The organism is Natronotalea proteinilytica (assembly GCF_055379935.1).
Genome location: NZ_AP043947.1, coordinates 2465003 through 2489640, shown reverse-complemented (window position 1 = coordinate 2489640; position 24638 = coordinate 2465003). Strand labels below are relative to the sequence as shown.

Here is a 24638-nt window from a genome sequence, read left to right as displayed (position 1 = left end):
AAAAATCAGGAGGAGGCGAAGGTTTGCTTTAGCATCCACAGCACCAGCGCTCCACGAACCGACCACGCCAGCGTGCGTGCCCAGTTGGAGGTGACAAGCCAGCGATGAATCTGCGGGTCAAATCCACTCGACAGCGCTCCGTGAAGCGGGGCATACACCAGGCCCGTCAGAATCCAGACGAGCGCCAGCAGTCCGGCTCCGCCCCAGGCCAGCCCAGGTGAGACCGCAGGCACGTAGCCCGCGACAAGTGCGATGGCCGTTACCAACTCGATGGCCATAACCGGCAGCACAATCCATGTGATCCGGTTCATGTGCAGTGTTTGGTAGGTGCTGTACGTATCGGCCCCCACGTATGCAAACAGCGGATAATGCACCAATTGCATGACCCAAATCACACCGACCATCATCCAGGTGGAGGCCACATGCACCAGTACAATGGTTTGTGGATGTGTGAACGTATCCATTGTGCGGCGGCTTCGCTTATGCGGCGGTAGGCGTGGTGCGATCGGCCAGGACGGCCTCTGCCGCCAGCCGTCCGGTGCCCATGGCATCGTTAATCGAGGCCGTGCGCAGATAATCGCCACACACGTACACATTCGGATGGTGGCGTACCGCCTCGGTGGTGTCCTGCACAAACGGCGGACGCTGATCGGGAAGCGCGTGGGGGATACGGTACGTGCGCAGGTGCGTCCACCCTCCTGCTTCGAGTCCAAACCAGTCGATGAGTTCGCGTCGCACCGTGCGTTCCAGCGCCTTATCGCATTCGGTGGGATTTCCAACGACGACCGCCGAAATCAATGCTTCTCCGTCGGGGGCATAGGAGGGGGCGACCTCCGACATAACCGCTACGTTGTTGAGCAGACCATCCAAATCGCCATTCAACATGAGCGTGGGATCGTCTACAGGCGGCTCAGGCGCATGGTAGTACAAACACACCGTAGCCCGCTGCTTCGTGGGAATGGCATCGTCGTGCAACAGCCGGTGGGCCGTTGCCGCATTGGTTGCAATCACGACCTGCTCAGACGACCGGGTGGTGCCATCATCCAAGCGGATCGTTCCGTCGGGGTCCACATCAGCTACACGGGTGTTGAGTTGCAAAGCCTCCTTCGGGAGTGGTGCAGCCAGTTGTTTGGGAATGGCCTCCATGCCAGCAGCAGGGACGACCGTGTCGCCCTCCGCAAACATTTTGAACAAGAACTCGAACGTACGGCTGGAGGTGTCGAGATCCGTCTCAAAAAAGACGCCGCCGAAGAACGATCGGAAAAACCGGTCGATCATTAAATCAGAAAAGCCCCAACGTGTCGACAACGCTTCGTGGGTGGTTTGTTCGGGGCGGTCGAAGATCTCGCTGAGCGTGTTTTTCGTGAGTGCACTGCGCATACGGGCTACGCGCAGCTTGTCGGCCAGCGTGCCTACAGGCGCGAAGAGCGTGCGTGGCGCATCAAACGGACGCCGAAACGGGTCGGCAATGCGATGGAACCGCCCGTGGGTACGCACTAGCGCGCCATCGTAGAAAGGTTGCAGGTCAAGCGCATCATAGTCGAGGTGAGACTGGCATTCCGGGTAGGCGGTAAGCAACACCTGAAATCCACGATCTAGCGTAAACCCCTCTACGGTATCGGTGCGCACACGTCCTCCTACTGCATCTGCCGCGTCGATGAGCGTGAACGGAACGCCAGCCCGATGCAGATGGCGGGCACACGTAAGCCCCGACAGCCCCGCGCCAACAATGGTTATAGAAGAGGTAGACACTGTACATTAAAGACTAGTGACAGAGAAACGTGCTTTGTTCAACAAGTATGCTGTACGACTGTAGTGTCCTGCAGATCGGAGTCGTTTGTAATTGTATAGGAACGCACGTGCGTACGTCACAGGTCAGTGAGATCCGTTCGTGATCTCCGAGGATCAATCCATACGGTGGGGCGCGTTTGTACGGCCCAGCGTATGACGAAGTCCTGCCTCCAGATCCGGATAGGTCCAGGTAAAGTCGTCTTCTACAAGCCGCTGCGGATGCGCACGAATGCTCTTGAGTGCCATCGCGTCGGCAGCCTCTCCGCTTACGGCGCGAATCAGGGCTTGGGGGATGCGCCACGGCGTGGGTCTACGGAAGATCGTACCGAGTGTGTCGACAAGGGTGCGTAGCCGTACCGGCTCGGGCGCGGTGGCATTTACCGGTCCACGGAGCGTGTCGCTGTACAGCGTGTGGTGGATGGTGCCCAGCAGGTCATCGAGTGCGATCCAGGGCACAAACGCATTGCCCCGCCCCGGCGTGCCGCCGAGTCCAGCCTGCACGAGCGGCGCCAGCACCTGCAGCGCGCCTCCACTGGCAGAGAGCACAACACCGATGCGCAGATGCACCGTACGGATCCCTGCCGCCTCAGCCGGTGCCGTGGCGGCCTCCCACGCGGCGCAGACCTCGCCCAGGAAGTCGGTGGTGCGCGGCGCGTCGGCCTCGGTGACAGGCGTGTCGCCACGGTCGCCGTATGCGCCAACGGCCGAGGCTGATATAAACGCGCTGGGCGGATCATCGAGCGAAGCGAGGGCATCGGCCAGCAGGCGCGTGCCCCGGGCACGGCTATCGAAGATGCGCGCCTTCTTGGCGTCGGTCCAGCGGGGCGCGAACACGTTTTCTCCAGCCAGATGCACGATCGCGTCAACGCCGTTGAGCGCACTGGCATCTACGCGACCGGCGGTTGGATTCCACTCGATTTCGTCCGGCGTCTCTGTAGGCCGACGCACCAGCCGATGTACCGTATGCCCACCTGTGCGCAGAAACGCTACGAGGGAACGCCCCACAAGTCCAGAGCTGCCACTTACCGCGATGTGCAGCGGATCGGTGTCGTATCGGCTGTGCACCGCAAGGTCGTGCCGAGTGATGCGGTGGCGATAAGCAAACTGACGGCGCAACTCGGGCTCGGCCACATACGGTGCCAGCACGGTGCTGATGGGCGCGAGCGGCAGCTCGTACTCTATGTCGTCAACCAGGCGACTGCGCGTGCTACTAATCGGCTCAAAGCGATGCTGGTGGTTCCACCGCTTGAAGGGGCCCCGTACCTGCCGATCACAGAACTGGCGGCCTGGCTGGTGCCCGTGGTGTTCGGCGACCCAGGTAAGCGCCAGCGGCTCATAGCCGAGCCGAATCACCGCCCGCTCGCCATTTCCGATGCCTTCGAATGCGGCCAGCTGGACCGGAGCCCAGGGCGGCGTGAGCCGCTGGAAGGCACCCGGACGCGCATGCCAGTCGTAGAGCGCCTGTGCAGAAACGTCGAGTACCGAGGGGAAGCGAAGGGTGGGCATATACTGGCAATGATTGGGAGGATTGGTTGTTAACACAGCAGAGACGCAGCATGCTTCGTCTCTAAGGATTTGCCTATCGCACCTCGTCGTACGCCTCCATCGCGGCATCGCGAGCCTCGCTATGATCTACGATGGGTTTGGGGTAGGTTTCACCCAGCGTGATGCCGGCCTTCCGCAGCGTACGTGCAGAAGCTTCCCACGGGGCGTGGATGTCGCTCGTGGGCAGGTTGCGTAGCTCGGGGATCCACTCGCGCACGTAGTCGCCGTTTGGGTCGTGGCGCTCGCCCTGCGACACCGGGTTGAAGATGCGGAAGAACGGCTGCGCATCGGCGCCGGAGCCAGCGGACCACTGCCAGCCCATCGAGTTGTTGGCGAGGTTGCCATCGACCAGGCAGTCCCAGAACCAGCGCTCACCATGGTACCAGTGGATGAGCAGGTCTTTCGTAAGAAACGAGCCCACGATCATGCGCACGCGGTTGTGCATCCATCCTGTTTCGTAGAGCTGACGCATCCCGGCATCCACGATCGGGTAGCCGGTCTGCCCGTGCTGCCAGCGCTGCAGTGCTTCCTCGTCGTCGGTCCAGGCGAAGTCTTTGAACTTGTCGCGGTAGGTTTCGTCGGGGATCGTGGGGTAGTGATGCACCATGTGGTACGCAAACTCGCGCCACACCAGCTCCTGCAGGTAGGGCTCGGCGGCGTCGTGGGCATCGTTGGCATCCGCCCAGTCGGTAACGGCGTGCCACACCTGCAGCGGACTCAGTTCGCCGTGGTGCAGATACGGCGAGAGCCGCGAGGTGCCGTCGTGGTCGGGGCGGTCGCGCTCGGTCTCGTAGTCGGCGATGACGTGGTCGAGCGTGTACTGCAGACGCTCGTGTGCCGCCGCCTCGCCGGGCGTCCACATCTTGCTGAGCCCGCCGGTCCAATCCACGCCGTCGTGCTCTTTGGGATGCAGGTGCATATCCTGCACAGACACGCTGTTGGGCCAGGCGTCGGGCGCGGTGTCCGACAGGTCGGGCGCGCCAAGCGGCGGAGCATCGGTGCGCAGCAGGTTGTGCCCGGTCACCTTGTTCCAGAAGGGCGTGTAGACGTGGTACGGTCCGCCACTGGTTGTTTCGACGCCCTCGGGGTCGTGCAGCAGCTGGGTTTCGTGGGATACGGGGCGGCAGCCGGTGTTGCGCAGGGTTTCGGCAACGGTGTTGGCCTGTGCAGCCAGCGTGGGCTCGTAGCGCCGGTTCCAGTGCAGGTGTGTAGCGCCGACGGCTTCGGCGCAGTCGAGCAGCGCGTCTTTAGCGGGGCCGGTGCGCAGAATGAGCCGTGAGCCGGCTTCCTGCAGGTCGGATTGCAGCGACTGCAGGGATTCGTGTAGCCACCACCGATGCGCGCCGCCGGGCTGCCAGGGCGCTTCGCCATCGGGATCCCACACAAATACGGGAACGACCGCTCCTTGCCGGGCGGCAGCGTGGAGGGCGGGGTTGTCGCGCAGGCGCAGGTCGTGGCGGAGCCAGACCAAGGAAACGTCGGACATATCGAGAGGCGTGTTCGGTTGGTGGGTGGTACTAAACAGAAGAGACCCTGCTGGGCGCGGTCGACAGGCAGCAGGGCAGTGACGGTTGTGTGCACGTTACAGCGTGCCGTTGTGCACCTGCGTGCGGATGTCGTCGGCGCGCTCGGAAATGGCGCTCCGCTCCGCATCCTCCTTGCGCCGCACGTTGGCCAACTGAAAGTTCATGCGCCGATTGCCGCTGAGCGTATCTTTGTGGCGATCCAGGAAATCCCAGTAGAGCGTTGTGAAGGGGCAGGCATCTTCGCCGGTGGCTTCGTTGGGGTTATAGCGGCAGCCGGGGCAGTAGTTGCTCATGCGGTTTACGTACTTACCCGAGGCCGTGTAGGGCTTAGTGCCCACGTAGCCGCCATCGGCATACTGCGACATCCCGAGCATGTTGGGGACCGACACCCAGGGCCAGGCGTCGATGTAAAACGCTTCATGCCAGTCGTTGAGCTCCTGCGGATTGATGCCGTAGAGGAGCCCGAACAGTCCGGTGATCATGAGGCGCTGGATGTGATGCCCGTAGGCGTGATCGACCACCTGCGAGAGCGAATCGTGCATACACGCCATCTGTGTATTGCCGGTCCAGTAGAAGTCGGGGAGCGGCTCGGTGGCGCCGAGTTCGTTCATCGCGGGCCAGTCGTCGGCGCGGTGCCAGTAGAGGCCGCGGATGAACTCGCGCCAGCCCAGAATCTGCCGGATGAACCCTTCGACGGCGTTGAGCGGAGCGTGGCCATCGTGGTAGGCGGTTTCGGCGGCGCGGATGACGTCGCGCGGGTCGAGCAGCTTCAGGTTGAGCGCCGGAGAGAGTTGCGAGTGTGAGAGCCAGGGGCGCCCGGTCCACATCGCATCTTGGTGCGTGCCAAAGGTGGGCAGCCGCTCGTCGATGAACCGGTCGAGCGCCTCCTGAGCCTGCTGAGGTGTAACGGGCCAGGGGAACGGCTCGCTGATGCGCCCGGGCGCATCGGGATAGGCTTCGCTAACATCGGCGATGGCCTCCTGTACGTATGGGTCGTCGCGATACGACGGGGGATCGGGCAAGAGACCAGGCCCGTCGGCTCCAAACGACTCGCGGTTCTGCTTGTCGTAGTTCCAGTCGCCACCGATGGGATCGCCGCTGTCGGTGAGCAGGCAATTATAGGCGCGACGTTGCTCGCGATAGAAGTACTCCAGCGTAGGTGATTTGCGTCCGTCAACCCACTCGGTGAATGTATCGTGTGTGCACAGGAAGTGCGTATCCTCATGGAGCGTGAGGGAGATTCCGGCCTCGTCGCAGATGCGCTGCAGTTCACGACGCTGCTCGATGGACCCCGGTTCGGTGGCGTGGACCGACTCGGGAGACTCTGCAGCAATGGTATCAGACAAGTATGCAAACGGCCCACGGGCAGATGCAGCAGTGCACTGCTCCACCTGCACCGTGAAGCCGCGGGATTGCAAGTCGTCTACAAAATAACGTTGCGCCGCCACCACATACACACGCTTCTGCCGATGCTCGGGCGTATCCGGCGCCGTGTGTTCGGTGAGCAGGCAGACATCCTGGTCCGGGTCCGCTGTTTCAAGCAGCGCAGCGGAGCGATCCAGTTGGTCGCGTAGAAAAAAGAGGAGGCGGCGCATGGGGAGAGATACAAGGGGAAAATCAAATGGGTCTGCAAAACCGACGCTTACGCCTTGTGCGCCTAACTGCGCAGCGTGCCGAGGCCGCCATCTACGCCAATGACTTGCCCTGTGACCCAATCGGAATTGGGATCGGCCAGCCAGCAGATGGCATCGGCGACGTCTTCGGGCTGCCCAACACGGCCTAGCGCGTGCATGGCTTCAGACTGCTTACGACCGGCCTCCGTACGGAGAATGTTGGCAGCAAGCGGCGTATCCACCAGGCCAGGTGCCACACAGTTGATGCGTACGCCGCGTTTGGCATAGGTGGCCGCCGCCGCTTTTGTGAGTCCAATGATGCCGCTCTTGGCCGCAGCAATGGCTTCGTGGTTGTTTAGACCAATGCGTCCTACCGCTGATGAACTCAACACAATACTTCCGCCGCTGCGCATGAGCGCACGCGATGCAGCTTTGACTGTGAAGAACGATGAGTCGAGGTTCAGCGCCATCTGCTCGCGATACTCCTCGATGGAGGTCAGGTGGGCAGGCTTCAGCAGAATAGACCCTACGGTGTGAATGACGCTGTCGATGTCGCCGTACGCGTCTTTGGCTGCGTCGATAAGTCCTTGCACAGCCTCGTACTGCGTAGCATCCAATGGATGTACGGTGGTATCCGTGTCGAGCGAATCGGCTAATTCGTTGAGATCAGATTCGGTGCGGGCTCCGAGCACAAGACGAGCCCCATCAGCAGCAAGACGGTGTGCAACTTCAGAGCCAATTCCTCCAGTAGCCCCGATGAGTACAAAAACGGGTGCGTTATCGGAAGAAGCCATAAGCAATCACAAAAATGTGGAGAAGGAGCAGTTTCGAAAGCACAATGTTGTAGCTTAGAGCATGAAGCAAAGATTCCTTCCGCCACAGATATGCGCAGATTGTTACGGGAGAAACACTCTTGAAATAGAGACAGAAAAAGCCAGGCTCCCAATATATGAGAGCCTGGCTTTCAACGGGTTTTCCGAATGTTACGGGTGTGTCGTTATCTTCAGCCCAGCAACATGTGCTCGGTCGTGCCCGCTTTTTCCTGATGAGTTAAATCTCAAGCAGGTGCTTACTCTTCCGGCGGAAGCAGCACACCGTCGATAACGTGGACCACGCCATTAATGGCTTCGATGTCCGCTTCGACGACTTGTGCGTCTCCGACCATTACACCCTCATCGGATACGTCGATGCTAAGCTCGTCCCCTTGCAGGGTAGTTACCGACTGTTCGCCATCTTCCAGGTCGTCGGAGAAGACTTCACCTTCAACGACATGGTAGAGGAGAACAGCTTCTAGTTCATCGGTATCTTCGAGCAACTCGTCAAGTGCCCCATCGGGGAGCCCTTCGAAGGCTTCGTTGGTAGGCGCAAAGACAGTAAAGGGGCCGTCCTCGGCGAGCGTTTCCGTGAGGCCAGCTGCATCGAGTGCCGAAACGAGCGTTGTAAAGCGTGCATCGCTAATCGCGATGTCTACAATGCTCAGTGAGTCCTGGGCCATGGTGGGCGCAGGCTCGTCGTCGATCTCACCAGCATCGTCCGGGGCGTCAGGGGTTTCACCGTTGCACGCTGCAAGTCCGATAATCAAAAAGGCGGCGAGGGCGAGCATCGACAGCCCGCGTGTAAGGTAGGATTGGGTTAATTTCATTGATGATCCTCCGTGGTTAATCACAGAATATAGGGGAATATAGCATGGTACGTACAGTCGCGGTTGATTGCACGCTTAACGAGATCGCCAAGCATGCGCCTTCGACTGCACCCCGATGCGTTTTGCGATCGTAAGTTTAGCACGTACGACGCAACAATGCAACGGGCGTGGGGTGATGTTGCATTCGCAACTATGCCCCAATATGATGCATGGAAGTGAGCAATGCTACCCAAAAGAGGGTACGGTTTGCCAGAATGTTACGTATCACCCCCTTTTGGACGTAACGTTTTCGGATCCTTGCGCTAAATGATCTGCTCGAAAGGTCTTTTCCCCACCATATGAAGCACCAACCATTGTCCTTTCTATCTTTGGAAAGCGGAAACATCTTCCAAAAAAGCGCCTACGCCGGCATCCACCTTCCCTTGCCGTTGCTTGTCTATTCCCTTTATGCCTGCTGACAACCTTTCACCGGATGAGTCGTCCGCCTCGGCGCGTTCTTCATCAGCCGACACATCCGACGATGCCTGCTCGGCCTCTTCTTCGAAGACTGAAACGGAGGCTGAATCTACGAATGACGCCCCATCATCTGAGGAGGTGGGTCGTGGGCTGTTTCATGCAGGTCTGTGGTTTGAACTGGGGTTAGGAGTCACAGCCGTAGTGTGGGCGTACTGGCGTGGGCTTCCCATGCTTGATGAGTTGCCGTGGTCGGCATCCATTGTGCTGGAAAGTATTATCGCCACGCTTCCGCTTGTTGCCGCACTGCTTATTCTGATGCGCGTTGATGCTCCGTGGATGGAACGCATTGAAGCCCATGTGCGCTCGTTTCTGCGTCCTATTCTGCAGTATGGCGGGCTTACAGGAATGGCGATATTAGCCCTTGCTGCAGGCGTGGGGGAAGAGTTGCTGTTTCGAGGCGTGGTGCAAGCTGAACTGATTGGACTCATCGGTCCGTGGGGCGCGTTGGTTGTTGCCAGCATTATCTTCGGCGTATGCCACTGGATCACTCCTGCCTATGCACTCATAGCCACTATAATGGGCGCTTATCTTGGCGGTCTGTACATGTACACCGGCGGGCTGACGGTTCCGATTTTAGTGCATGCCTTCTATGACTTTGTGGCGTTTGCGTACTTTGCCTGGACGGAGAAGCAGACCTCCACAGCACCATAGATGCAAAACAACCGATAGCCCCACCATTTATTCGGATGATTCATTCGTTTGCAACAAATCGTCCATGGAGTCATCGTCGGTTTCAGCTTTTGCCTGCTGATGGGCTTCTCGAAACTGCGTCTCTAAATCATCTTGTTGGTTAAAGATAAAGTAGCGCGTTGCGGTCTTTCCAATCGCCACGGTAGCGGCATAAGCCACCCCTGCCGAAACTGCCTGTCCGTAGCCTGGCACAAATTGCACCAACGCCCGTGCGGCCTCACGAAAAGCAAATCCGGCTCCTACGTTTACGCCTGTGGCAACTAGAAAGTCGCGCGCTGTTTCCATATCCATGCGACGCCCCCCTACGTATCCAATCGACATCACCAAGAGCACTTGGGCCGTTGTGATGGGCGCAATGTCGGCGACGGGTACGGGCGTGGCTGCAATGCCGCCGCACACAACAGCCGTACTCTGCGTAAGTCGGTTCGCTATCGTTTGCTGTAGCGCCTGCATCCGCGAGAGTCGTGCGAACTCAACATGGGCCTCATCGGGAAGCTGTGTGAGCAGGTATTCTACGAGTGCCTCTACATTCCATCGCTTATCGGCTCGGCGCTGGCCGGTGCGATCCCACGATTGGTAGAGCCCAACTCCCATTGTACGGAGCACCGAATCGTGCAGGTCATCGAGTGCCTCGATCTTACGTGTCAGGTGTGCACAGACTGCATCTACGCGCTCCAGCTTTTCGTTGAGTTCCTCTGGGTCTTCCTCATCGGGCCGGTCGAGACGCACGTACTGTGGCTCTAGTAGATCGCAATGCGTAAGCACACCGACGATGGGCGGTGCAAAGCCGTGCTTTTTGCGTACATCCCGCGCAATCCGTTGCAGCGCCTCTAGATCTGCATCAATGGCTGCATCCACTTCTTGGGCTTTGATAAGAAAGAGCAACACATCGGGCGGCGTCTCGTGCACCGCAGCTCGAATTGAATCTTCGGGCGTATCGGCAGCATCAGTTTCTTCAGGGTCCGACCCTTCCTGCAGCCCCCGGGTGTCGAGCACCTCAAGTTGTCCAAGCTCGCTCTCATACGTATACCACTGAGCGGCTCCGGTTTGCGAGGTCTCATGGCCCACGGTGGCCACCTCCTCGCCAAACAGCGCATTGATAAGCGACGACTTGCCGCTGCCCCGACGCCCAACCAATGCAAACCGTGCAGCACGCTTCTCTAGCATGAGAGCACGCAACTCCTCAATACCATCGCGCACTTTCTCGACGAGTCGTCCAGGCACTCTGTCAAGGTGTGTCTCCAAGAGCTCCAATGTTTTCAAGAGGGGACCCCGTGGTGCATCTGGCATAGTACCGTATGCGTTAGTTCGATAAGAGGCGGAGTTGTCAATTCCGTACGTATAGCGCTTATCTACAGTTGCGGATCTGTTTCCGATTCGTTGCCCTTATAGTTTATGCTGTTTTCCTCCTTCCCTCTCCCTCTCCGCGGCACACATACAGAGCGCCTTTGCATTTGAAACATCCCGGATACAGGTTCGTATCGTTTGCATGAAGATTCAATAGGGCAACCCCCTACAATCGTCGATTTTTGTGTAGACCCCCGGACCGCGAATATGCCCTCTCGCAAGAAGCCCGAAGCTGACATTCAACGCCTCTATCCGATTTGGATACAAGTCGGAGCGGTTATTACGCTGCTGATCTTGGTCACCGCGTTTAACGTGGACCTGGATCGAGGCGGTGACTTTGAGGTGATGCTCGAAGAACAGGATGTGGTTGAGATGGAAGAGATCCAGCAAACTGAGCAGGAAGTTACACCGCCTCCGCCTCCTCGCCCCCCTACCCCTGTTGAGGTCCCCAACGACGAAATCCTTGACGACCAGGAGTACGACTGGGACTCCACCCTTGACTTTGACGAGCCCCAAGATACCGGCCCCCCTCCCTCTGCCCCTGATGAAGAAGAGGAAGAAGACGAAATCTTTGTCGCGGTTGAGGAAAGTCCTGAACTAATTGGTGGGATGCAAGCGCTCTACGACGAGGTCAGCTACCCCGACTTCGCCCGCCGTGCTGGCATTGAGGGCCGCGTAGTTGTGCAATTTGTTGTTGACGAGGAGGGCAACGTCACTGATCCGCAAGTGCTTAGCTCGCCCCATGACTCGCTTTCAGAAGAGGCCATACGCGCTGTAAGCCAGATGCAGTTCACCCCCGGACGCCAGCGTGACCGAGCGGTGCGCGTGCAGATGTCGCTGCCTGTCATGTTTGAGTTGAACTAAGTGGAGCTAAACTAACCTGTAGCTTCTCGGAATCGAGACATACTGTCAATAAGAAAGCGCCGTCTAGCGTAGAGCTAGGCGGCGCTTTTCTGACTCAGCACGGATATCTGATGCCGCGGCTACGGCTGTGTGCGGCTGTCAACCGTGCATGTCGTGTTTATTCCCCCACGCACATTATACACCGTCTCTACAACCAGATACTCAGCATTCTCTAACGTCTGCCATATATCATCAAACACAATAGCCGTAATATCTTCCTGGGCGGCCCCGATATCGCGCCACGACACAAAATAGTACTTCAGGCTTTTGAGCTCCATAATCCAATCGCCCGGCACATACTCGATACGAATGATGCCAAAGTCGGGCAACCCAGAGAAGGGGCAACGCGCGGAAAACTCCCCCGGCTCAGTTTCATACGTCACTTGCTGCCGGGCTTCATGCGTATAAGGGATTCGGTGGATATTATCTTGACGCGTGGTTGGCGGCAGAAACGGACGGATATGCCCTTCCGGCTCAATACCGAATTGCTCCATGTACGCAAGGGCTTCCCGCGTGTGGGCTACGGCCTCTTGTATCCATTCCTCTTGAGAGGCATCCTCAGAGGGCGGTTTGTTAGATGACGTATCGGTCATAGATAAATCGAATGTGCTCAAACAATGAACGCGTAACAAAGTCGAACGCAGCGGAAATTAGGCGAGCAGAGATGCAAATCCAATGTTAACAGGAAGGATTTGTATCACGTCTCTTCAGAATTACCATGACGTTTGTCGCCTTTGTTGTAGTACCCGCTCTGGTACTTGCCTGTTTGCTGGCTCCGGTTTTGGGTAGTCTGCGGGAAAGTGGCCCCGATAGATCAGATACGGGAAGCGGCGGGTTGCCGCCCGGCAACGATCGCCCCACGCCTCCGTCTCCCACGTGTGGCGACTCGGCCACGGTGCCTCTGTCTTCGGTCACTGTGCGCGTTTCCGATGCGCCATTCGTCACTTCCAGAGAGTTGCTTTGACTTTTCCCCGACAAATGCGAAGCCTTCACGCCCGTCAAAGATCACGCGATGCGTGCTCATGCAGTAGGTATAGACGCTATCGCTTCATGTCTGTAGTCAGAATGACTCGTTTATAAGACCACGCTGGGTCAATTCGAAAAGCATCCTTTGTCCTGCTGCACAGCAGTCCCCAGTCGCCGTGTGTTAAGCGTCGTCTTCCATCACCAAATCAAGCAGATTGATGACGCGGCGCTGCAATTGTCGACGGTCTACCACCATATCGATAAATCCGTGCTCTAGCAAAAACTCGGAGCGCTGAAATCCATCGGGTAGGTCCGACCCAATCGTTTCGCGGATCACGCGCGGTCCTGCAAACCCGATGAGCGCCTCTGGCTCAGCAATGTGGAAGTCGCCCAGCATCGCGAACGACGCAGTGACCCCTCCCGTCGTAGGATGGGTGAGGATCGATATAAATGGCAGTCCCGCTTCATCGAGACGCGTAAGATGCGCGCTGGTTTTCGCCATCTGCATCAGGCTCAAGGCGCCCTCCATCATGCGAGCCCCGCCGCTCTGCGTAATGGTAATCAGTGGATACCCATTGGTGTAGGCCCGCTTGATGGCACGAGCAATGATTTCGCCAACGACCGATCCCATCGACCCGCCAATGAACGAAAAGTCCATCGCAGCAATGGAGGTCATGTGGCCTCCAATCGGACCGGTAGCAGACTGTACGGCTTCGTTCTGTCCCGTTTTTTCTTGCGCCTTTTCCAAGCGTTGCGTGTAGGGTTTCCGATCCTCAAAATCGAGCACATCGGTAGAGTACAGATCGGTGTCGTGCAGGGTATACGAATCGTCATCGAACAGCACATCAAAATACCGGTGGCTGTTCATGCCAAAGTGGTACCCCGAGCCAGGAAAGACCAACAGGTTATCTTCTACCTCGCGACGGTTGACGATCTCTCCAGTTTTGGGGCATTTCACCCACTGACCCTTTGGAACGTCGTTTTGATCGTCGCGCTTGGTGAGAATACCCGCTCGTTTACGGCGAAACCAGGACATGGTGGGACAACGTGAGTGAGTAGGACGGAACGTAGGGAGGATGTACAATGAGGTAGTATACAACCCAGCACGGGTTGTGTCTACTCTGACACCCAGGCTTTATACCGTTTTAGCGGTTGGGGTGCCCTGAAACGCTTTCAAGTATGTCGGTTCCACAGTTTGCGGATCTGCAGTGAGTCCCTCAGCCAACAGCGTGGCTCCCAGTGCGGCAATGTGCTGGGCCGAAAGTCTTCGATGTTCAGTGGACACACATCGGATTTGCATCTTTCTATCTTCGAGTGCATGGGCCACCTTATCCGCGCCCGGCGCCGTCACCCATACCGTCTCGTCCTCATGAGAATGCAACACGTCAGCAACTAAGGCATCGACATGGTACGGTGCAGCAGCAGCGGTTTCAGTCCATCCTTCGTCGGTACGAGCGTGCACCGCAGCAAACACGTCGTTACGGCGAGCATCCAGGGCTGCAATTACCAGATCTCCGGGGGCTGTCCAGGGCGCAAGCGCGTGGGTGGCAGCGGTAAGCGTAGGCACCTGTACAATCGGGAGGCCACGCGCCATGGCAAATCCTTTGGCTGTGCTCATGCCGATGCGAAGGCCAGTGTATGATCCTGGTCCTGCAGAGACGGCCACCCCCTCAACGTCGCACGGCTCTATGGCGGCGTGAGCCAGGGTCTCTTGCATAAGCGGCATAAGCCGAGCCGCATGTACACGGGCTCGATGGATGTGCGCTTCGGCCCGGCACTGGCCGTCGTGCCATACCGCCACGCTACAGGTGGTATCGGCCGTTTCAAGAGCAAGCAAGGTCATTGGGCAAATGGCAAGAAACAAAAACAGATACGTTGGACATCTACCCGGAGGCAGCACGCCATTTCCCCGATTCAATCTCGGGCGCCTGACGTACCGGACCGTTATACCAATACACCCAGGCCCGTATGTCCATCGGTTGTGCCAAGGTGGGGCGTCGTACAAACAGCGATGCGGACGCACGGTTCGGGGTATAGCCCTCGTACCGATCAATTTGGCTCAGAGCCTGCTCATCCTGTAGCCGAAACAGTTCGCCATGCACCGTCCCATCGCCCGGCACAGCACCAGGGAAATCGCCCAAATCGTATAGGCACCCCTCTATAGTGCACGACGCTACAAAGTCGAGATACTTCGCGACTCCTAATTCCGATTGCATCCCCGTAGCACGCATGAGCGATCCGTATGTCATTACGTGATTGGGAGAAGAGTTCATAGTGGGAGTCGTGGTTAGTTAGAATGCTAACGCATCAGACCCAGTCTCATGGGGATACAGCCGTGTTCGTTTCTAACCACTGATCGGTGTTCCCTCGGAGGTCAAACTGCTCGGTGGGCGGCACCTCAAACTCGGTGTGCCTCCAGTCGCCGCTGCCGTCGCCTACCGGACGGTAGCGTTCACGATACCATTGAGGGCGGTCGACCATATCGGTAAGTGCTTCAACGGCTGCGTCTACGTCGGCTCGGGTGTTGTAGAGGCCAAAAGAAATGCGCACCATGCCGGGTTGCTCGCGCGGCCCACACGTATCCGCACAGGAGGTGGGGGCAACGCCTTGTGCGTCGGCAATACCTAACAGCTGACGCACAAACGGCTGGGCGCAAAAGCACTCGTTGCGCACAGCAATCCCGTAGTAGTCGTTCAAGATAGCCGTCACCAGCCCATGAGGCAGCGCATCCAGATTGAAGGTGATAACGCCTATGCGTTCGGCCACTTCCAACCGATGCGATCCGTAGATGGTAAGGTCGGGGATCTGATTGAGCTGGCTTAACGCATACTGCGTGAGGGCCTGCTCATCGGCTTCCACAACATCCATACCCACACGCTGAAGGATGTGAAGCGTAGCGCCTAATAGCAACGCTCCGGGTAAATTGGGTGTACCCGCTTCCTCGCGCTCGGGCAGCCGGTCGGTGACCTCGTACCGTTGCGCATCCACAAACTCTACGATGCCTCCGCCTACCATTTCGGGCTCATGGCCGTCGAACAGTTCCTTACGTGCCACGATGACGCCGGGGCTCCCCGGTGCGTAGATTTTATGTCCGCTAAGGCAGATTACATCAAGGGCATCGTTGGATCCAGGCCCATTCACAGTAAGCGGCAGGTGGGCTGCTGATTGTGCGGCATCGACCACACACAACGCGCCCACTTCATGCGCAAGCGCTGCGATTTCATGAACCGGATTCACCACACCGGTTACGTTCGAGGCGGCGGTTACCGCTACATAGTTCAACCGCTCGGCATGCTCGTGGATTGCGCTACGCAGGGCCTGCATATCAACCCGGCCGGCATTGCCATCAGGGTCAACCTCTAGCGGCACATGCACTACGTCATCCATGTGCTTGCGATGAGGCAAATCGTTCGCGTGGTGCTCCATGAGCGTGGTAATGGCTACCCTGCGCTCCGGACGTTGTGCGGCAAGTACACGAGCCATTCGGTTGAGTCCGCCCGTGACGCCGGTACCACAAAAGATGGCGGTGTATGAGGGTGGGGCTCCTACAAACTGACGCACGGTTTCATGAGCCTGCTCATACGCCTCGGTCATGATGCGGGCCCCGTGGTGCAGGTGCGAGTGCGTGTTGGCATAATGCTGCATGGCTTCGTGCACAACAGCCTCTGCTCCTTCAAAGCGTAGGTTCGATGCCGCGCTATCCAGGTAGATACGTGGGCCAGTAGTGCCATCAGCGCGCGGGTAGCAGGTTTTGCATCCAGTAAACTGATCGCGCAGCGCTTCCAACTGCTGCATGCGAACAGCGCGCGGAGCGGGGGAGGTGGTAGGCGCATCGAGCGTTTGCGACATAACACGGCTGGATATTAGGCGAAACGGGCACTGGATTACCCCAATGTATGGAGTTCTAACGACTTTTGCAGCCCTCTGGAAGCGAAGTTTGCATCCGCTTTTCGGATGTGTTCTATTGCAAGCAGCGACTCATCCCAATCTATGCAATTTGATTCTGCGCATGACCAGTGCCGTGCTTTCTTTTGTTCGCCGTTCCGCATTAGCGGGGGCTGCCATTACCGTACTGATGCTGGCCTTCGTTAGCACACCGCCGTCTGCTGACGCTCAGGGCCTGTGGCTTTCTCCTTACAAAGCTGCCCAAGTCGGTGTAGAAGTTGTACGTCCAGATATGAAAGATATAGACGGGCTTTCTGCAGGCTACTTCTTTACGGGCATGGTACCCCTTACAGCCGGTACTCAATTTGTGACTGAGATTCCTGTGTCCCATATCAACGCCTCTGAGTTTGGATCCACCACCCAGGTAGGAAATCCCTATGTGGGGCTGGCATTTACACCGCGCCTCACGCCGGTGATGATCGAAATAGGAGGGCGTCTTCCATTGGCCGAGGATGACCCGGTATCGGTATTCGGCCAGCATGCTGAGGTAGGACGCTACGGCGCTTTTCTGCCGGAAGGGGGACAGCTTACGGGATCGTTCAATACCCGGCTCACGCTTATGGATCGCCCCCCCCAAGAGGTCGTCACTGTGCATTTACGTGCTGGCGGCTCGTATGCCCACTCCACGGTACGTGCTTTTGAACCCAGCCTACCACGTGTTGACCAAGACTTGTTTTCTCACTACAGCGCGCAGTTCTGGTACGAAGGCCCTCGTGTCGATCTGGGGGTTGGGCTGTTTGGATACGCCAATCTAACATCTTCTGGATCGTACGGCGATAACAGCCGCCATGACCTTGCGTTGACCTCTCATGTCAACGTATATTCCGTGTTTTCTGTAGGCACGTTTGTAGGGTGGCGCATCAGCGGGGCCTTTCGCAATGTTGACTCGTGGCCCCGCGCTCAAGATGCGACACGCGACGTAACGTCGTGGCGCTTTGGCGTTACCCTCTCTGCAGTGCTGTTTTAAACGGCGTCGAGCCCCTGCTATCGGCGACGTTTCATGCGGTGGTCAATGCTATATTTGCCAGGGCCTGCCAAAAAGATGGTCGCAAAGATCAGCAGGTAAAGGAGAGCCATCTCGGCACTGCCAGCGCCAACCCATCCATCACCGGTCATTACATGCATCGTGGCAGCCATGCCCATAGTACCCATGGTGAAAAGCGCCGCAGTGCGCGTCAAAAATCCGAACGCGACGAACAACGCGGCAACGGACTCCCCGATCGCTGCCAGGAACCCCCAAACCACTGGAAGGAAGCTAATTCCGATGAGCTCCATGGTGCCACCCAGTTCCGTCCAACGTTCAGGACCTGCGGTAATCTTGCCCCATCCATGTCCGATGAACATGTAGAATCCGGCGACAACACGAAGCACAAACAGTGCAAACTCGCGAAGACGGCTCGGTAAGTTTATAAGCATGAATACGTGGGGAGAGGTTGCAAAAGACAATTCGCCATAGTATAGTTAGCATGTTTGGTATGCACAACCTTACTTCTGGGTAGCACCATCTTTTTTCGGCATTGTTACGGTGGGTGCCAAGCACGACCGGCTACCCTTCAATCGTCCACGTATCCCCCGATTGCAACAGGGCCTGCAAATTGCCTTCTCCCTTCTCCGTCCGGACAGCGTTCATCTGCTCATGGAGTTGAGCTTCATACGTTGGGCGGTCCGTTTGATATAGCACACCAAATGGACGCGGAAAATCAGGCTGATCAAACATCCGTCCAATCAGGTGTGCCATTTCTCGGTTGCTGGTATCATATACCAGACAGTCTTCAACGGACCACCGGTCGGTGGTAAGATCAATCACCTCAAGCTGGAGGCCTTCTACACGGAGGCCCTGATCGCCATCATTGAATGTGAGGGGAGTACCATCCTCTACAAAGATCGCTCGCTCAGGCTTGGTATCGCGATCCGTGAATTCGAAGAACGCTCCGTCGTTGAAGATATTGCAGTTCTGGTAGATCTCCACAAAGGCCGTTCCGCCATGCCCATGGGCCGCTTTCATCGTGCGTTTCATATGCTTTGGATCGCGATCCATGGTGCGGGCCACAAACGATGCATCGGCCCCCAGAGCCACTGCAACCGGATTAAATGGACGATCAAGCGAGCCGTGTGGGGTGCTTTTCGTCACCTTGCCAACTTCGGAGGTGGGACTGTACTGCCCCTTAGTCAGGCCGTAAATCTCGTTATTGAAGAGCAACACCTGCGTATCCAGATTGCGTCGGCACAGGTGGATAAAGTGATTGCCGCCAATGGAGAGCGCATCGCCATCCCCGGTTACAATCCACACGTCTAGCTCCGGATTGGCACACTTCAGCCCGGTGGCAAACGTGGGCGCTCGCCCGTGCAAGGTGTGCATGCCGTACGTATCCATATAGTACGGGAACCGCCCTGAACAGCCGATCCCACTGATAAACACAAAATTTTCTTTGGGCACATCGAGCTCGGGTAGTAAGCGTTGTATCGTCGCCAGAATCGCATAATCGCCGCAGCCGGGACACCAGCGCACGTCTTGGTCGGTCGCAAAGTCTTTACGAGTCAATGACGCCCCCCCGCCATCACCACTGTACCCGGGTGGCAGAGAAGGCCCATCGGACGCTTTTGAAGTAGGTGGGCCAGCCGGCTTCTTAGACCCGGGCGGTCCGGCAGGTTTTGTGGTCTTGTTGGCATCTGACATAGAGCAGCAGCAGTTGGATTAAAAGAGGGGTACGAGAGTACAAACTATGCAGGTGCGGCGGCAGTGGGGGCCACATCCAGTACGTCATGAATCCCGGTGCAGATTTCCTCAACCCGGAAGGGGCGTCCCTGAATCTTGTTGAGAGGAACGAACGTGGTGTCGGGATAGGCGTCGCGGAGCAGTCGAATCAATTGCCCATTGTTTAACTCAGGCACCAGCACCCGACCAAATCCGTCGACAATCGCCTCCAGATCGGCGGGCAGCGGCCACACATAGCGCAGGTGGGCGGCGCTAACAGAGGTGCCTTCAGATCGACATCGAGTTACCGCTTCTACGATAGCTCCTTTGGTAGATCCCCAGCCCAGCACAAGGAGCGGTCCACTGCGCGGTCCCTGCACGGGTGTGGGGGGCATCACTTGAGTAACGCGCTGCACCTTTTGGGCGCGCAGCTTAACCATGCGCTCGTGGTTCTCGGGGTCGTAGGATACATTGCCGGTTTCGTGCTCTTTCTCAAGCCCGCCCAATCGATGCTCTAGCTTGGGCGTGCCCGGCACCGCCCAGGGACGTGCCAGCGTGTCGTTATTGCGCACATAGGGCAAAAACTGCGGATTGCCATCATCGTCTGTGGTCATGGTGCGGTCGGTCGGCTCCGTAGCCTGTGTGGCCTCAAACGGAGGCAGTTCGTCTACCTGCGGGATGCGCCAGGCCTCCGATCCATTGCCCAGGTAGCCATCTGCCAGGAGCATGACGGGCGTCATGTATGTTGTAGCAATGCGGCACGCTTCATACGCGGCATAAAAGCAATCGCCGGGAGACGTGGGAGCGATGACCGGAAGCGGCGCTTCCCCATTACGTCCATACACAGCCTGGAGCAAATCGCCCTGCTCCGGTTTTGTAGGAAGCCCGGTCGATGGCCCTCCCCGCTGCATGTTGATGACCACAAGGGGCAGCTCCGTCATAACGGCGAAGCCAATGGCCTCTGTCTTGAGAGCGATTCCGGGACCACTGGTTGCACATACGCCGATAGAACCGCCAAAGCTGGCGCCAATAGCTGTGCCAGCTGCAGCAATCTCGTCCTCGGCCTGAAACGTGGCTACGTTAAACTGCTTATGCTTGCTAACCTCGTGCAAAATGTCAGACGCGGGAGTAATCGGATACGACCCGTAGAAGACCGACCGACCACTGCGGTCGGCGGCAGCAACGAGCCCGAGTGCAAGTGCTTGCGCTCCTCGCACGGCTCGGTATGTACCGGGGGCCATGGCCGCCGGGTCGACCGTGTACCGCGTGCCGATGGCCTCAATCGTTTCCGCGTAGTGGGCCCCCTTATCCAGCACCGTAAGGTTCGCTTCTTGAATGGCCGGGCGATCCTCAAACTTAGTGCGAATCCAGTTGCGGGCGGGCTCTAATGGACGTGAGTACATCCACAGGGTGAGGCCAAGTGCGAACATGTTTTTAGAGCGGTCTATCTGTTTTTTCGTCAGATCGGTGCCGCTCAAGGCATCATGTGTGATTGTTGTAAGTGGTACTTCAATGACCTGATATCCATCGAGTGTCCCATCGTTAAGGGGATCTGCATCGGCCCAATCGGCAAGCTCCAGGTCACGCTGGGTGAACGCATCTGTATTTACGAGCACCGATCCGCCCGGTCGTACCCGCTGCAGGTGCACTTTAAGCGCAGCCGCATTCATGGCAACGAGCAGGTCGACCTTGTCGCCGGGCGTGCGGATATCCACAGCGCCAAAGTGCAGCTGAAAACCGCTCACGCCGTACGTAGTACCGGCAGGCGCTCGTATTTCAGCAGGATAATCTGGAAGTGTAGCCACATCATTGCGCGCATACGCCGAGGCCAGCGTAAACTGCGATCCGGCAAGCTGCATACCGTCGCCTGAATCGCCCGCAAACAGCACCGTTGCTTCAGGAATAGATCGAACCGATGCATCGTCCGGCGCATCGGAGGTGGGGGAGACACTCATGCGTTCCGCACTGTTAGGATAGTAGAAATAATCCGTCTAAAAATACGTCTTGCGGATTAGGCAGTTCAAGATGTCTTGGATGCCGCTCGTGAAAATTGGTTGTGGCCCACTTTTTCCTCTGCAACGGCTCGCTAACGAGAACACCTCGTAACACATGCGTAACAACAAGGCATGTGTTGGCCAAATTATTGCATGTAGCATTCTACCCACGCGTTTTTATCTCACCGTGTTGTTGTACCCCTCATGATCGTGTATAGCGCTACCAGTCAAGACGTAACGGCTCGTGTATGGCCCATCTACTTAGATGAAGCGTCGAACCTTTTAGATATGGAGTTCGCATTTAGTTATGCGGTGCACCTATACAACCAGGGCCCAGACGACCTTTTGCTCATCCGGCGCCGCTTTACAATTCGCGAGGGCGACGGACGCCTGCATGATGCTGCGGGAAGCGGCGAAACACTTGAAAAGCGCCCGATTGTACCCGCGGGCGAAAAGCATGTGCTCGATGAGCGCTGCACGCTTCACGACTTTGACGCGGTGGTTGAGGGAAACTACGTGGCACAACGTCCTAATGGGCAACGCTTTCGCATCATGCTTCCCTCGTTCCCATTGCATGCCGCAGCAAATTGATGGCGTGACAACCGCTCTGCAGATGCAGAATACCGCCTCCTAAGCACCAGTGCTCTGTCACACCTGAATGATAGGGTATGGAGTGGACTTGCGTTGAAGCATCTCAACCCAAATGTTCTGTCATGTTGAGCAAGCGAAGGGCCCCTCAGGGCCCGAAGCGCGTCGAAACATCTCCTCGGTGCTCAGCAGGCTCTGGGCGAGCGAGCAGCCTTCCTTCTCTCGCTGTCATCCCGACGCCCCCGGCGGAGGGATCTCAACACCCTCCGTCCACCCATCTGACACCGCGCACAAAGCAACCACCCCGTTCTCCTTCAGAGAGAACACGCGGAAACAGAAGGACGCAGAGCGTCCGCATTTCGTCGCGACGCGGAGCATCGCGACGAGAGTTCAAAGGGGGCTCGGTACGTTAGAGGTACATGCGTTACCCGAAGATTGACCTGTGACAGGGTACTAGGCAGCGACCATTTCCACCCGGATGTCGTAGTCGGCGGTCGTAAGCGTAATCACTTCGTTCTGATCGGTGAGACCGTAATCTTCAATTTCATCGGGCAGCGCATTGTCGGGCGTATCCATCTTGAACAGCGCGTCGGCCACCACGTGCCAGTCTTGTGGGGTAAGATGCACGGTGGCGTCGCGCTCTTCAGCCACCATGGGCGCGTAGTTCAGCACCTTCTCTAGGTGGTTAATCGCTTGCTTTAGGTGCTTATTCAACGGGATATCCGGATCCATAACTAACGTAGAGGATGCATATGAGTAGAGTGCGCAAGGATGTGTCTCTACCTGTCGGCTCAAAATCACGTTCCTATTCAATGTGTCTATGCATGTCTATCAGTCGTATTTGTCGCGTATTTTGCAACACGGCACCCGCACCCCCGATCGCACCGGCACAGGAACGATAAGCGTGTTTGGCGAACACTTTTCGGTTGACCTACAGAACGGCTTTCCGCTCCTCACAACCAAAAAAGTGTGGATGCGCGGTATTGTCACCGAATTGCTCTGGTTCTTAGATGGATCTACCAATATCCGTCCGCTCGTAACACAGGGCGTCTCTATATGGACCGACTGGCCCTTGCAGCACTACCGCGAAACGACGGGGAATGCCATCTCACAAGAAGACTTTGAGGCCCGCATTTGCGATGATCCTGATTTTGCATCGCAATGGGGCGAATTGGGTCCGGTGTACGGCAAGCAGTGGCGCGACTTCAACGGTACCGACCAACTGGCGCAACTGGTAGAGAACCTGCAAGCCCATCCGCACTCGCGGCGTCATGTGGTTAGCGCCTGGCATCCGGCTCAGGTTGCAGACATGGCATTGCCACCGTGCCATTATGCGTTCCAATGCCACGTAGAGCCTGTATCAGATGGCCCCGACCGGCTCTCGCTGATGTGGCAACAGCGATCAGTTGACTCCTTTCTCGGGCTCCCATTCAACCTTGCCAGTTACGCTCTTCTGACTCACCTACTGGCCGCACAAACAGAGTACGCGCCTGGCATGCTTCATTTCAGCGGTGGAAACTGCCACATCTACCTAAACCACCTCGATCAGGTACGCACCCAGCTCGAACGCACGCCCTATGACCGCCCCACCCTTCACCTTGACGCAGCGCCATCACTTTTCGAATATACGCCCGCACACATCCACCTGCACAACTACACACACCACCCGGCGCTTCCCGCGCCCATTGCAGTATGAGTACAGACCCGATGCTGGGCGAGGGGATGTAACAGCAATCCCACACCTGCACCTACACTATGGCCTGTCATAGCAAACCTTTTCCAAGGCAGGGGCGTAACGTCATTCCAACCTTTCAATGATTTCTGAAAACCGCGATGATCGACGCTTCTGTCTTTACGTCGAACCGTTCGTCGGAGCCCTCTTCGCGCGAGCGGTCTGTGCCCACCACGCTCGATGCCATACGAGCGCCAGTGGCTGAAGAGTTGGACGCATTTCGCCCGTATTTTCGGGAGGCGATGCGCTCCGATCACTTCCTGCTGGATAAGATCACGCAGTACGTACTCAAGCAAAAAGGCAAGCGCATCCGGCCCTTGCTGGTCTTGCTGGCCGCCAAAGTCAGCGGTGAGGTGAATGATATGAGCTACCGCGCCGCCGCCCTGGTCGAATTGCTACACACCGCAACACTCGTCCATGATGACGTGGTCGACGATGCGGACACCCGGCGCGGGATGTTTTCGATCAACGCATTGTGGAAAAACAAGATCGCCGTGCTCATGGGAGACTTCCTGTTGAGCCGTGGCCTTTTGCTGTCGCTCGACCACAACGACTACACGGTGCTGCACGCACTCTCGGATGCGGTGCGCCGCATGAGTGAGGGTGAGTTGCTGCAAATCGAAAAAGCGCGCTTTTTGAATATTGATGAGGACACGTACTTTCAGATTATTTCGGACAAAACAGCCTCGCTCATTTCGGCATGTACAACCAGCGGCGCACTGAGTACAACCGACGACGAAACGATCGTTGAACGGATGCGCACCTACGGCGAAAAACTCGGGCTGGCCTTTCAGATTCGCGATGACCTGTTCGACTTCGGGGCCGTAGATGCAGGCAAACCAGTTGGCATTGACATGCAGGAGAAAAAGATGACGCTCCCGCTGATTCACGCGCTGGAGCATGCTCCGAAATCTGACCGTAAGTCTGTGATGCGCGTCGTACGAAAAGATGAAAAGTCGCGCTCTGATGTCGAAACCATTGCAGCCTTTGCGCGCGATCATGGTGGGGTAGCGTATGCTCGTGAACGCATGGAAGCATTGGCTGCCGAAGCCCGTAAACAGTTGGAGCCGTTTCCGCCCTCCGACGCCCGAGATGCCCTAATTGGCCTTACGGCATACACCATTCAGCGAAATCGTTAGCCATCG

The 24638-nt window shown here is 57.4% G+C and carries 24 protein-coding genes; 7 read left to right on the top strand and 17 right to left on the bottom strand.

The annotated features are described in order from the left end of the window. Window positions 1-5: 5 nt before the first annotated feature. From ACZ5AL_RS10025 to ACZ5AL_RS09995, 7 genes are all read right to left on the bottom strand, one after another. Window positions 6-464, bottom strand: a complete 459-nt coding sequence (locus ACZ5AL_RS10025) for a hypothetical protein (RefSeq protein WP_464510232.1) — start codon at window positions 462-464, stop codon at window positions 6-8. A 16-nt stretch (window positions 465-480) separates the two neighbouring features. After that, on the bottom strand, window positions 481-1752 hold the full coding sequence (locus ACZ5AL_RS10020) for an NAD(P)/FAD-dependent oxidoreductase (protein WP_464510231.1): 1272 nt from the start codon (window positions 1750-1752) through the stop codon (window positions 481-483). Window positions 1753-1905: 153 nt separating this feature from the next. Further along, entirely contained in the window at window positions 1906-3297 is a 1392-nt protein-coding gene (locus ACZ5AL_RS10015) for a TIGR01777 family oxidoreductase (RefSeq protein ID WP_464510230.1), read from the bottom strand. Between the two features lie 73 nt (window positions 3298-3370). Then, window positions 3371-4822 (bottom strand): cryptochrome/photolyase family protein, encoded by a 1452-nt coding sequence (locus tag ACZ5AL_RS10010; RefSeq protein WP_464510229.1) that lies wholly within the window; start codon window positions 4820-4822, stop codon window positions 3371-3373. Window positions 4823-4918: 96 nt separating this feature from the next. Further along, complete coding sequence (locus ACZ5AL_RS10005; protein WP_464510228.1) at window positions 4919-6457, bottom strand: cryptochrome/photolyase family protein; 1539 nt, start codon at window positions 6455-6457, stop codon at window positions 4919-4921. A gap of 62 nt (window positions 6458-6519) precedes the next feature. Continuing rightward, window positions 6520-7269, bottom strand: coding sequence for an SDR family NAD(P)-dependent oxidoreductase (locus ACZ5AL_RS10000; protein WP_464510227.1), 750 nt, complete (start codon window positions 7267-7269; stop codon window positions 6520-6522). Between the two features lie 275 nt (window positions 7270-7544). Further along, window positions 7545-8117 (bottom strand): fasciclin domain-containing protein, encoded by a 573-nt coding sequence (locus tag ACZ5AL_RS09995; protein WP_464510226.1) that lies wholly within the window; start codon window positions 8115-8117, stop codon window positions 7545-7547. A gap of 447 nt (window positions 8118-8564) precedes the next feature. Here ACZ5AL_RS09995 and ACZ5AL_RS09990 point away from each other — a divergent pair, with 447 nt between their 5' ends. After that, window positions 8565-9284 (top strand): lysostaphin resistance A-like protein, encoded by a 720-nt coding sequence (locus ACZ5AL_RS09990; protein ID WP_464510225.1) that lies wholly within the window; start codon window positions 8565-8567, stop codon window positions 9282-9284. A 27-nt stretch (window positions 9285-9311) separates the two neighbouring features. Here the strand turns inward: ACZ5AL_RS09990 and ACZ5AL_RS09985 are convergent, their stop codons facing one another. After that, entirely contained in the window at window positions 9312-10547 is a 1236-nt protein-coding gene (locus ACZ5AL_RS09985; RefSeq protein ID WP_464510224.1) for a GTPase family protein, read from the bottom strand. Between the two features lie 330 nt (window positions 10548-10877). Between ACZ5AL_RS09985 and ACZ5AL_RS09980 the strand changes: the two genes are divergently transcribed. Beyond that, entirely contained in the window at window positions 10878-11534 is a 657-nt protein-coding gene (locus ACZ5AL_RS09980; RefSeq protein WP_464510223.1) for an energy transducer TonB, read from the top strand. A gap of 119 nt (window positions 11535-11653) precedes the next feature. Here the strand turns inward: ACZ5AL_RS09980 and queF are convergent, their stop codons facing one another. After that, window positions 11654-12166, bottom strand: a complete 513-nt coding sequence (queF, locus tag ACZ5AL_RS09975) for a preQ(1) synthase (RefSeq protein ID WP_464510222.1) — start codon at window positions 12164-12166, stop codon at window positions 11654-11656. A 125-nt stretch (window positions 12167-12291) separates the two neighbouring features. On the opposite strand from queF, the gene ACZ5AL_RS09970 reads away from it, so the two are divergent. Continuing rightward, on the top strand, window positions 12292-12537 hold the full coding sequence (locus tag ACZ5AL_RS09970; RefSeq protein WP_464510221.1) for a hypothetical protein: 246 nt from the start codon (window positions 12292-12294) through the stop codon (window positions 12535-12537). A 183-nt stretch (window positions 12538-12720) separates the two neighbouring features. Here the strand turns inward: ACZ5AL_RS09970 and accD are convergent, their stop codons facing one another. From accD to ACZ5AL_RS09950, 4 genes are all read right to left on the bottom strand, one after another. Continuing rightward, complete coding sequence (accD, locus tag ACZ5AL_RS09965) at window positions 12721-13575, bottom strand: acetyl-CoA carboxylase, carboxyltransferase subunit beta (protein WP_464510220.1); 855 nt, start codon at window positions 13573-13575, stop codon at window positions 12721-12723. Between the two features lie 99 nt (window positions 13576-13674). Beyond that, window positions 13675-14382 carry a tRNA (adenosine(37)-N6)-threonylcarbamoyltransferase complex dimerization subunit type 1 TsaB gene (gene tsaB / locus ACZ5AL_RS09960; RefSeq protein ID WP_464510219.1) on the bottom strand — a complete coding sequence of 236 codons (708 nt, stop codon included), beginning with the start codon at window positions 14380-14382 and terminating at the stop codon, window positions 13675-13677. Between the two features lie 40 nt (window positions 14383-14422). Next, window positions 14423-14812, bottom strand: coding sequence for a gamma-glutamylcyclotransferase family protein (locus ACZ5AL_RS09955; protein WP_464510218.1), 390 nt, complete (start codon window positions 14810-14812; stop codon window positions 14423-14425). Window positions 14813-14858: 46 nt separating this feature from the next. Further along, the gene (locus ACZ5AL_RS09950) at window positions 14859-16388 is read right to left on the bottom strand and encodes an aminotransferase class V-fold PLP-dependent enzyme (RefSeq protein ID WP_464510217.1); all 1530 of its coding nucleotides are present in this window, start codon (window positions 16386-16388) and stop codon (window positions 14859-14861) included. Between the two features lie 160 nt (window positions 16389-16548). On the opposite strand from ACZ5AL_RS09950, the gene ACZ5AL_RS09945 reads away from it, so the two are divergent. Next, the gene (locus ACZ5AL_RS09945) at window positions 16549-17451 is read left to right on the top strand and encodes a hypothetical protein (protein ID WP_464510216.1); all 903 of its coding nucleotides are present in this window, start codon (window positions 16549-16551) and stop codon (window positions 17449-17451) included. 17 nt (window positions 17452-17468) lie between these two features. Here ACZ5AL_RS09945 and ACZ5AL_RS09940 read toward each other — a convergent pair whose 3' ends face one another. The 3 genes from ACZ5AL_RS09940 to ACZ5AL_RS09930 form a co-directional block, all read right to left on the bottom strand. Beyond that, window positions 17469-17900: a DoxX family protein gene (locus ACZ5AL_RS09940; protein ID WP_464510215.1), complete on the bottom strand. Its 432-nt coding sequence runs from the start codon at window positions 17898-17900 to the stop codon at window positions 17469-17471. A gap of 130 nt (window positions 17901-18030) precedes the next feature. Next, a complete protein-coding gene (locus ACZ5AL_RS09935; RefSeq protein ID WP_464510214.1) occupies window positions 18031-19161 on the bottom strand; it encodes a 2-oxoacid:ferredoxin oxidoreductase subunit beta in 1131 nt (376 codons plus the stop codon). 44 nt (window positions 19162-19205) lie between these two features. Beyond that, window positions 19206-21134: a 2-oxoacid:acceptor oxidoreductase subunit alpha gene (locus ACZ5AL_RS09930; protein WP_464510213.1), complete on the bottom strand. Its 1929-nt coding sequence runs from the start codon at window positions 21132-21134 to the stop codon at window positions 19206-19208. A gap of 243 nt (window positions 21135-21377) precedes the next feature. On the opposite strand from ACZ5AL_RS09930, the gene ACZ5AL_RS09925 reads away from it, so the two are divergent. Next, window positions 21378-21764 carry an ApaG domain-containing protein gene (locus ACZ5AL_RS09925; protein WP_464510212.1) on the top strand — a complete coding sequence of 129 codons (387 nt, stop codon included), beginning with the start codon at window positions 21378-21380 and terminating at the stop codon, window positions 21762-21764. 450 nt (window positions 21765-22214) lie between these two features. Here the strand turns inward: ACZ5AL_RS09925 and ACZ5AL_RS09920 are convergent, their stop codons facing one another. Continuing rightward, window positions 22215-22493, bottom strand: coding sequence for a hypothetical protein (locus tag ACZ5AL_RS09920; RefSeq protein WP_464510211.1), 279 nt, complete (start codon window positions 22491-22493; stop codon window positions 22215-22217). An 88-nt stretch (window positions 22494-22581) separates the two neighbouring features. On the opposite strand from ACZ5AL_RS09920, the gene thyA reads away from it, so the two are divergent. Both thyA and ACZ5AL_RS09910 read left to right on the top strand, forming a co-directional pair. Continuing rightward, window positions 22582-23457: a thymidylate synthase gene (gene thyA, locus ACZ5AL_RS09915; RefSeq protein ID WP_464513293.1), complete on the top strand. Its 876-nt coding sequence runs from the start codon at window positions 22582-22584 to the stop codon at window positions 23455-23457. A 137-nt stretch (window positions 23458-23594) separates the two neighbouring features. Next, a complete protein-coding gene (locus ACZ5AL_RS09910) occupies window positions 23595-24632 on the top strand; it encodes a polyprenyl synthetase family protein (protein WP_464510210.1) in 1038 nt (345 codons plus the stop codon). The last annotated feature ends 6 nt before the right edge of the window (window positions 24633-24638 follow it).

Coding starts and splice junctions, on each gene's coding strand:
- ACZ5AL_RS10015 (WP_464510230.1), bottom strand. CDS start 3,297: ATGCCCACCCTTCGCTTCCCCTCGGTACTCGACGTTTCTGCACAGGCG.
- ACZ5AL_RS09935 (WP_464510214.1), bottom strand. CDS start 19,161: ATGTCAGATGCCAACAAGACCACAAAACCTGCCGGACCGCCCGGGTCT.
- queF (WP_464510222.1), bottom strand. CDS start 12,166: ATGACCGATACGTCATCTAACAAACCGCCCTCTGAGGATGCCTCTCAA.
- tsaB (WP_464510219.1), bottom strand. CDS start 14,382: ATGACCTTGCTTGCTCTTGAAACGGCCGATACCACCTGTAGCGTGGCG.
- ACZ5AL_RS09950 (WP_464510217.1), bottom strand. CDS start 16,388: ATGTCGCAAACGCTCGATGCGCCTACCACCTCCCCCGCTCCGCGCGCT.
- ACZ5AL_RS09990 (WP_464510225.1), top strand. CDS start 8,565: ATGCCTGCTGACAACCTTTCACCGGATGAGTCGTCCGCCTCGGCGCGT.
- ACZ5AL_RS10000 (WP_464510227.1), bottom strand. CDS start 7,269: ATGGCTTCTTCCGATAACGCACCCGTTTTTGTACTCATCGGGGCTACT.
- ACZ5AL_RS09945 (WP_464510216.1), top strand. CDS start 16,549: ATGACCAGTGCCGTGCTTTCTTTTGTTCGCCGTTCCGCATTAGCGGGG.
- ACZ5AL_RS10025 (WP_464510232.1), bottom strand. CDS start 464: ATGGATACGTTCACACATCCACAAACCATTGTACTGGTGCATGTGGCC.
- ACZ5AL_RS09995 (WP_464510226.1), bottom strand. CDS start 8,117: ATGAAATTAACCCAATCCTACCTTACACGCGGGCTGTCGATGCTCGCC.
- ACZ5AL_RS09930 (WP_464510213.1), bottom strand. CDS start 21,134: ATGAGTGTCTCCCCCACCTCCGATGCGCCGGACGATGCATCGGTTCGA.
- ACZ5AL_RS09970 (WP_464510221.1), top strand. CDS start 12,292: ATGACGTTTGTCGCCTTTGTTGTAGTACCCGCTCTGGTACTTGCCTGT.
- accD (WP_464510220.1), bottom strand. CDS start 13,575: ATGTCCTGGTTTCGCCGTAAACGAGCGGGTATTCTCACCAAGCGCGAC.
- ACZ5AL_RS09925 (WP_464510212.1), top strand. CDS start 21,378: ATGATCGTGTATAGCGCTACCAGTCAAGACGTAACGGCTCGTGTATGG.
- ACZ5AL_RS09910 (WP_464510210.1), top strand. CDS start 23,595: ATGATCGACGCTTCTGTCTTTACGTCGAACCGTTCGTCGGAGCCCTCT.
- ACZ5AL_RS10010 (WP_464510229.1), bottom strand. CDS start 4,822: ATGTCCGACGTTTCCTTGGTCTGGCTCCGCCACGACCTGCGCCTGCGC.
- thyA (WP_464513293.1), top strand. CDS start 22,582: ATGCATGTCTATCAGTCGTATTTGTCGCGTATTTTGCAACACGGCACC.
- ACZ5AL_RS10005 (WP_464510228.1), bottom strand. CDS start 6,457: ATGCGCCGCCTCCTCTTTTTTCTACGCGACCAACTGGATCGCTCCGCT.
- ACZ5AL_RS09940 (WP_464510215.1), bottom strand. CDS start 17,900: ATGCTTATAAACTTACCGAGCCGTCTTCGCGAGTTTGCACTGTTTGTG.
- ACZ5AL_RS09980 (WP_464510223.1), top strand. CDS start 10,878: ATGCCCTCTCGCAAGAAGCCCGAAGCTGACATTCAACGCCTCTATCCG.
- ACZ5AL_RS09955 (WP_464510218.1), bottom strand. CDS start 14,812: ATGAACTCTTCTCCCAATCACGTAATGACATACGGATCGCTCATGCGT.
- ACZ5AL_RS09920 (WP_464510211.1), bottom strand. CDS start 22,493: ATGGATCCGGATATCCCGTTGAATAAGCACCTAAAGCAAGCGATTAAC.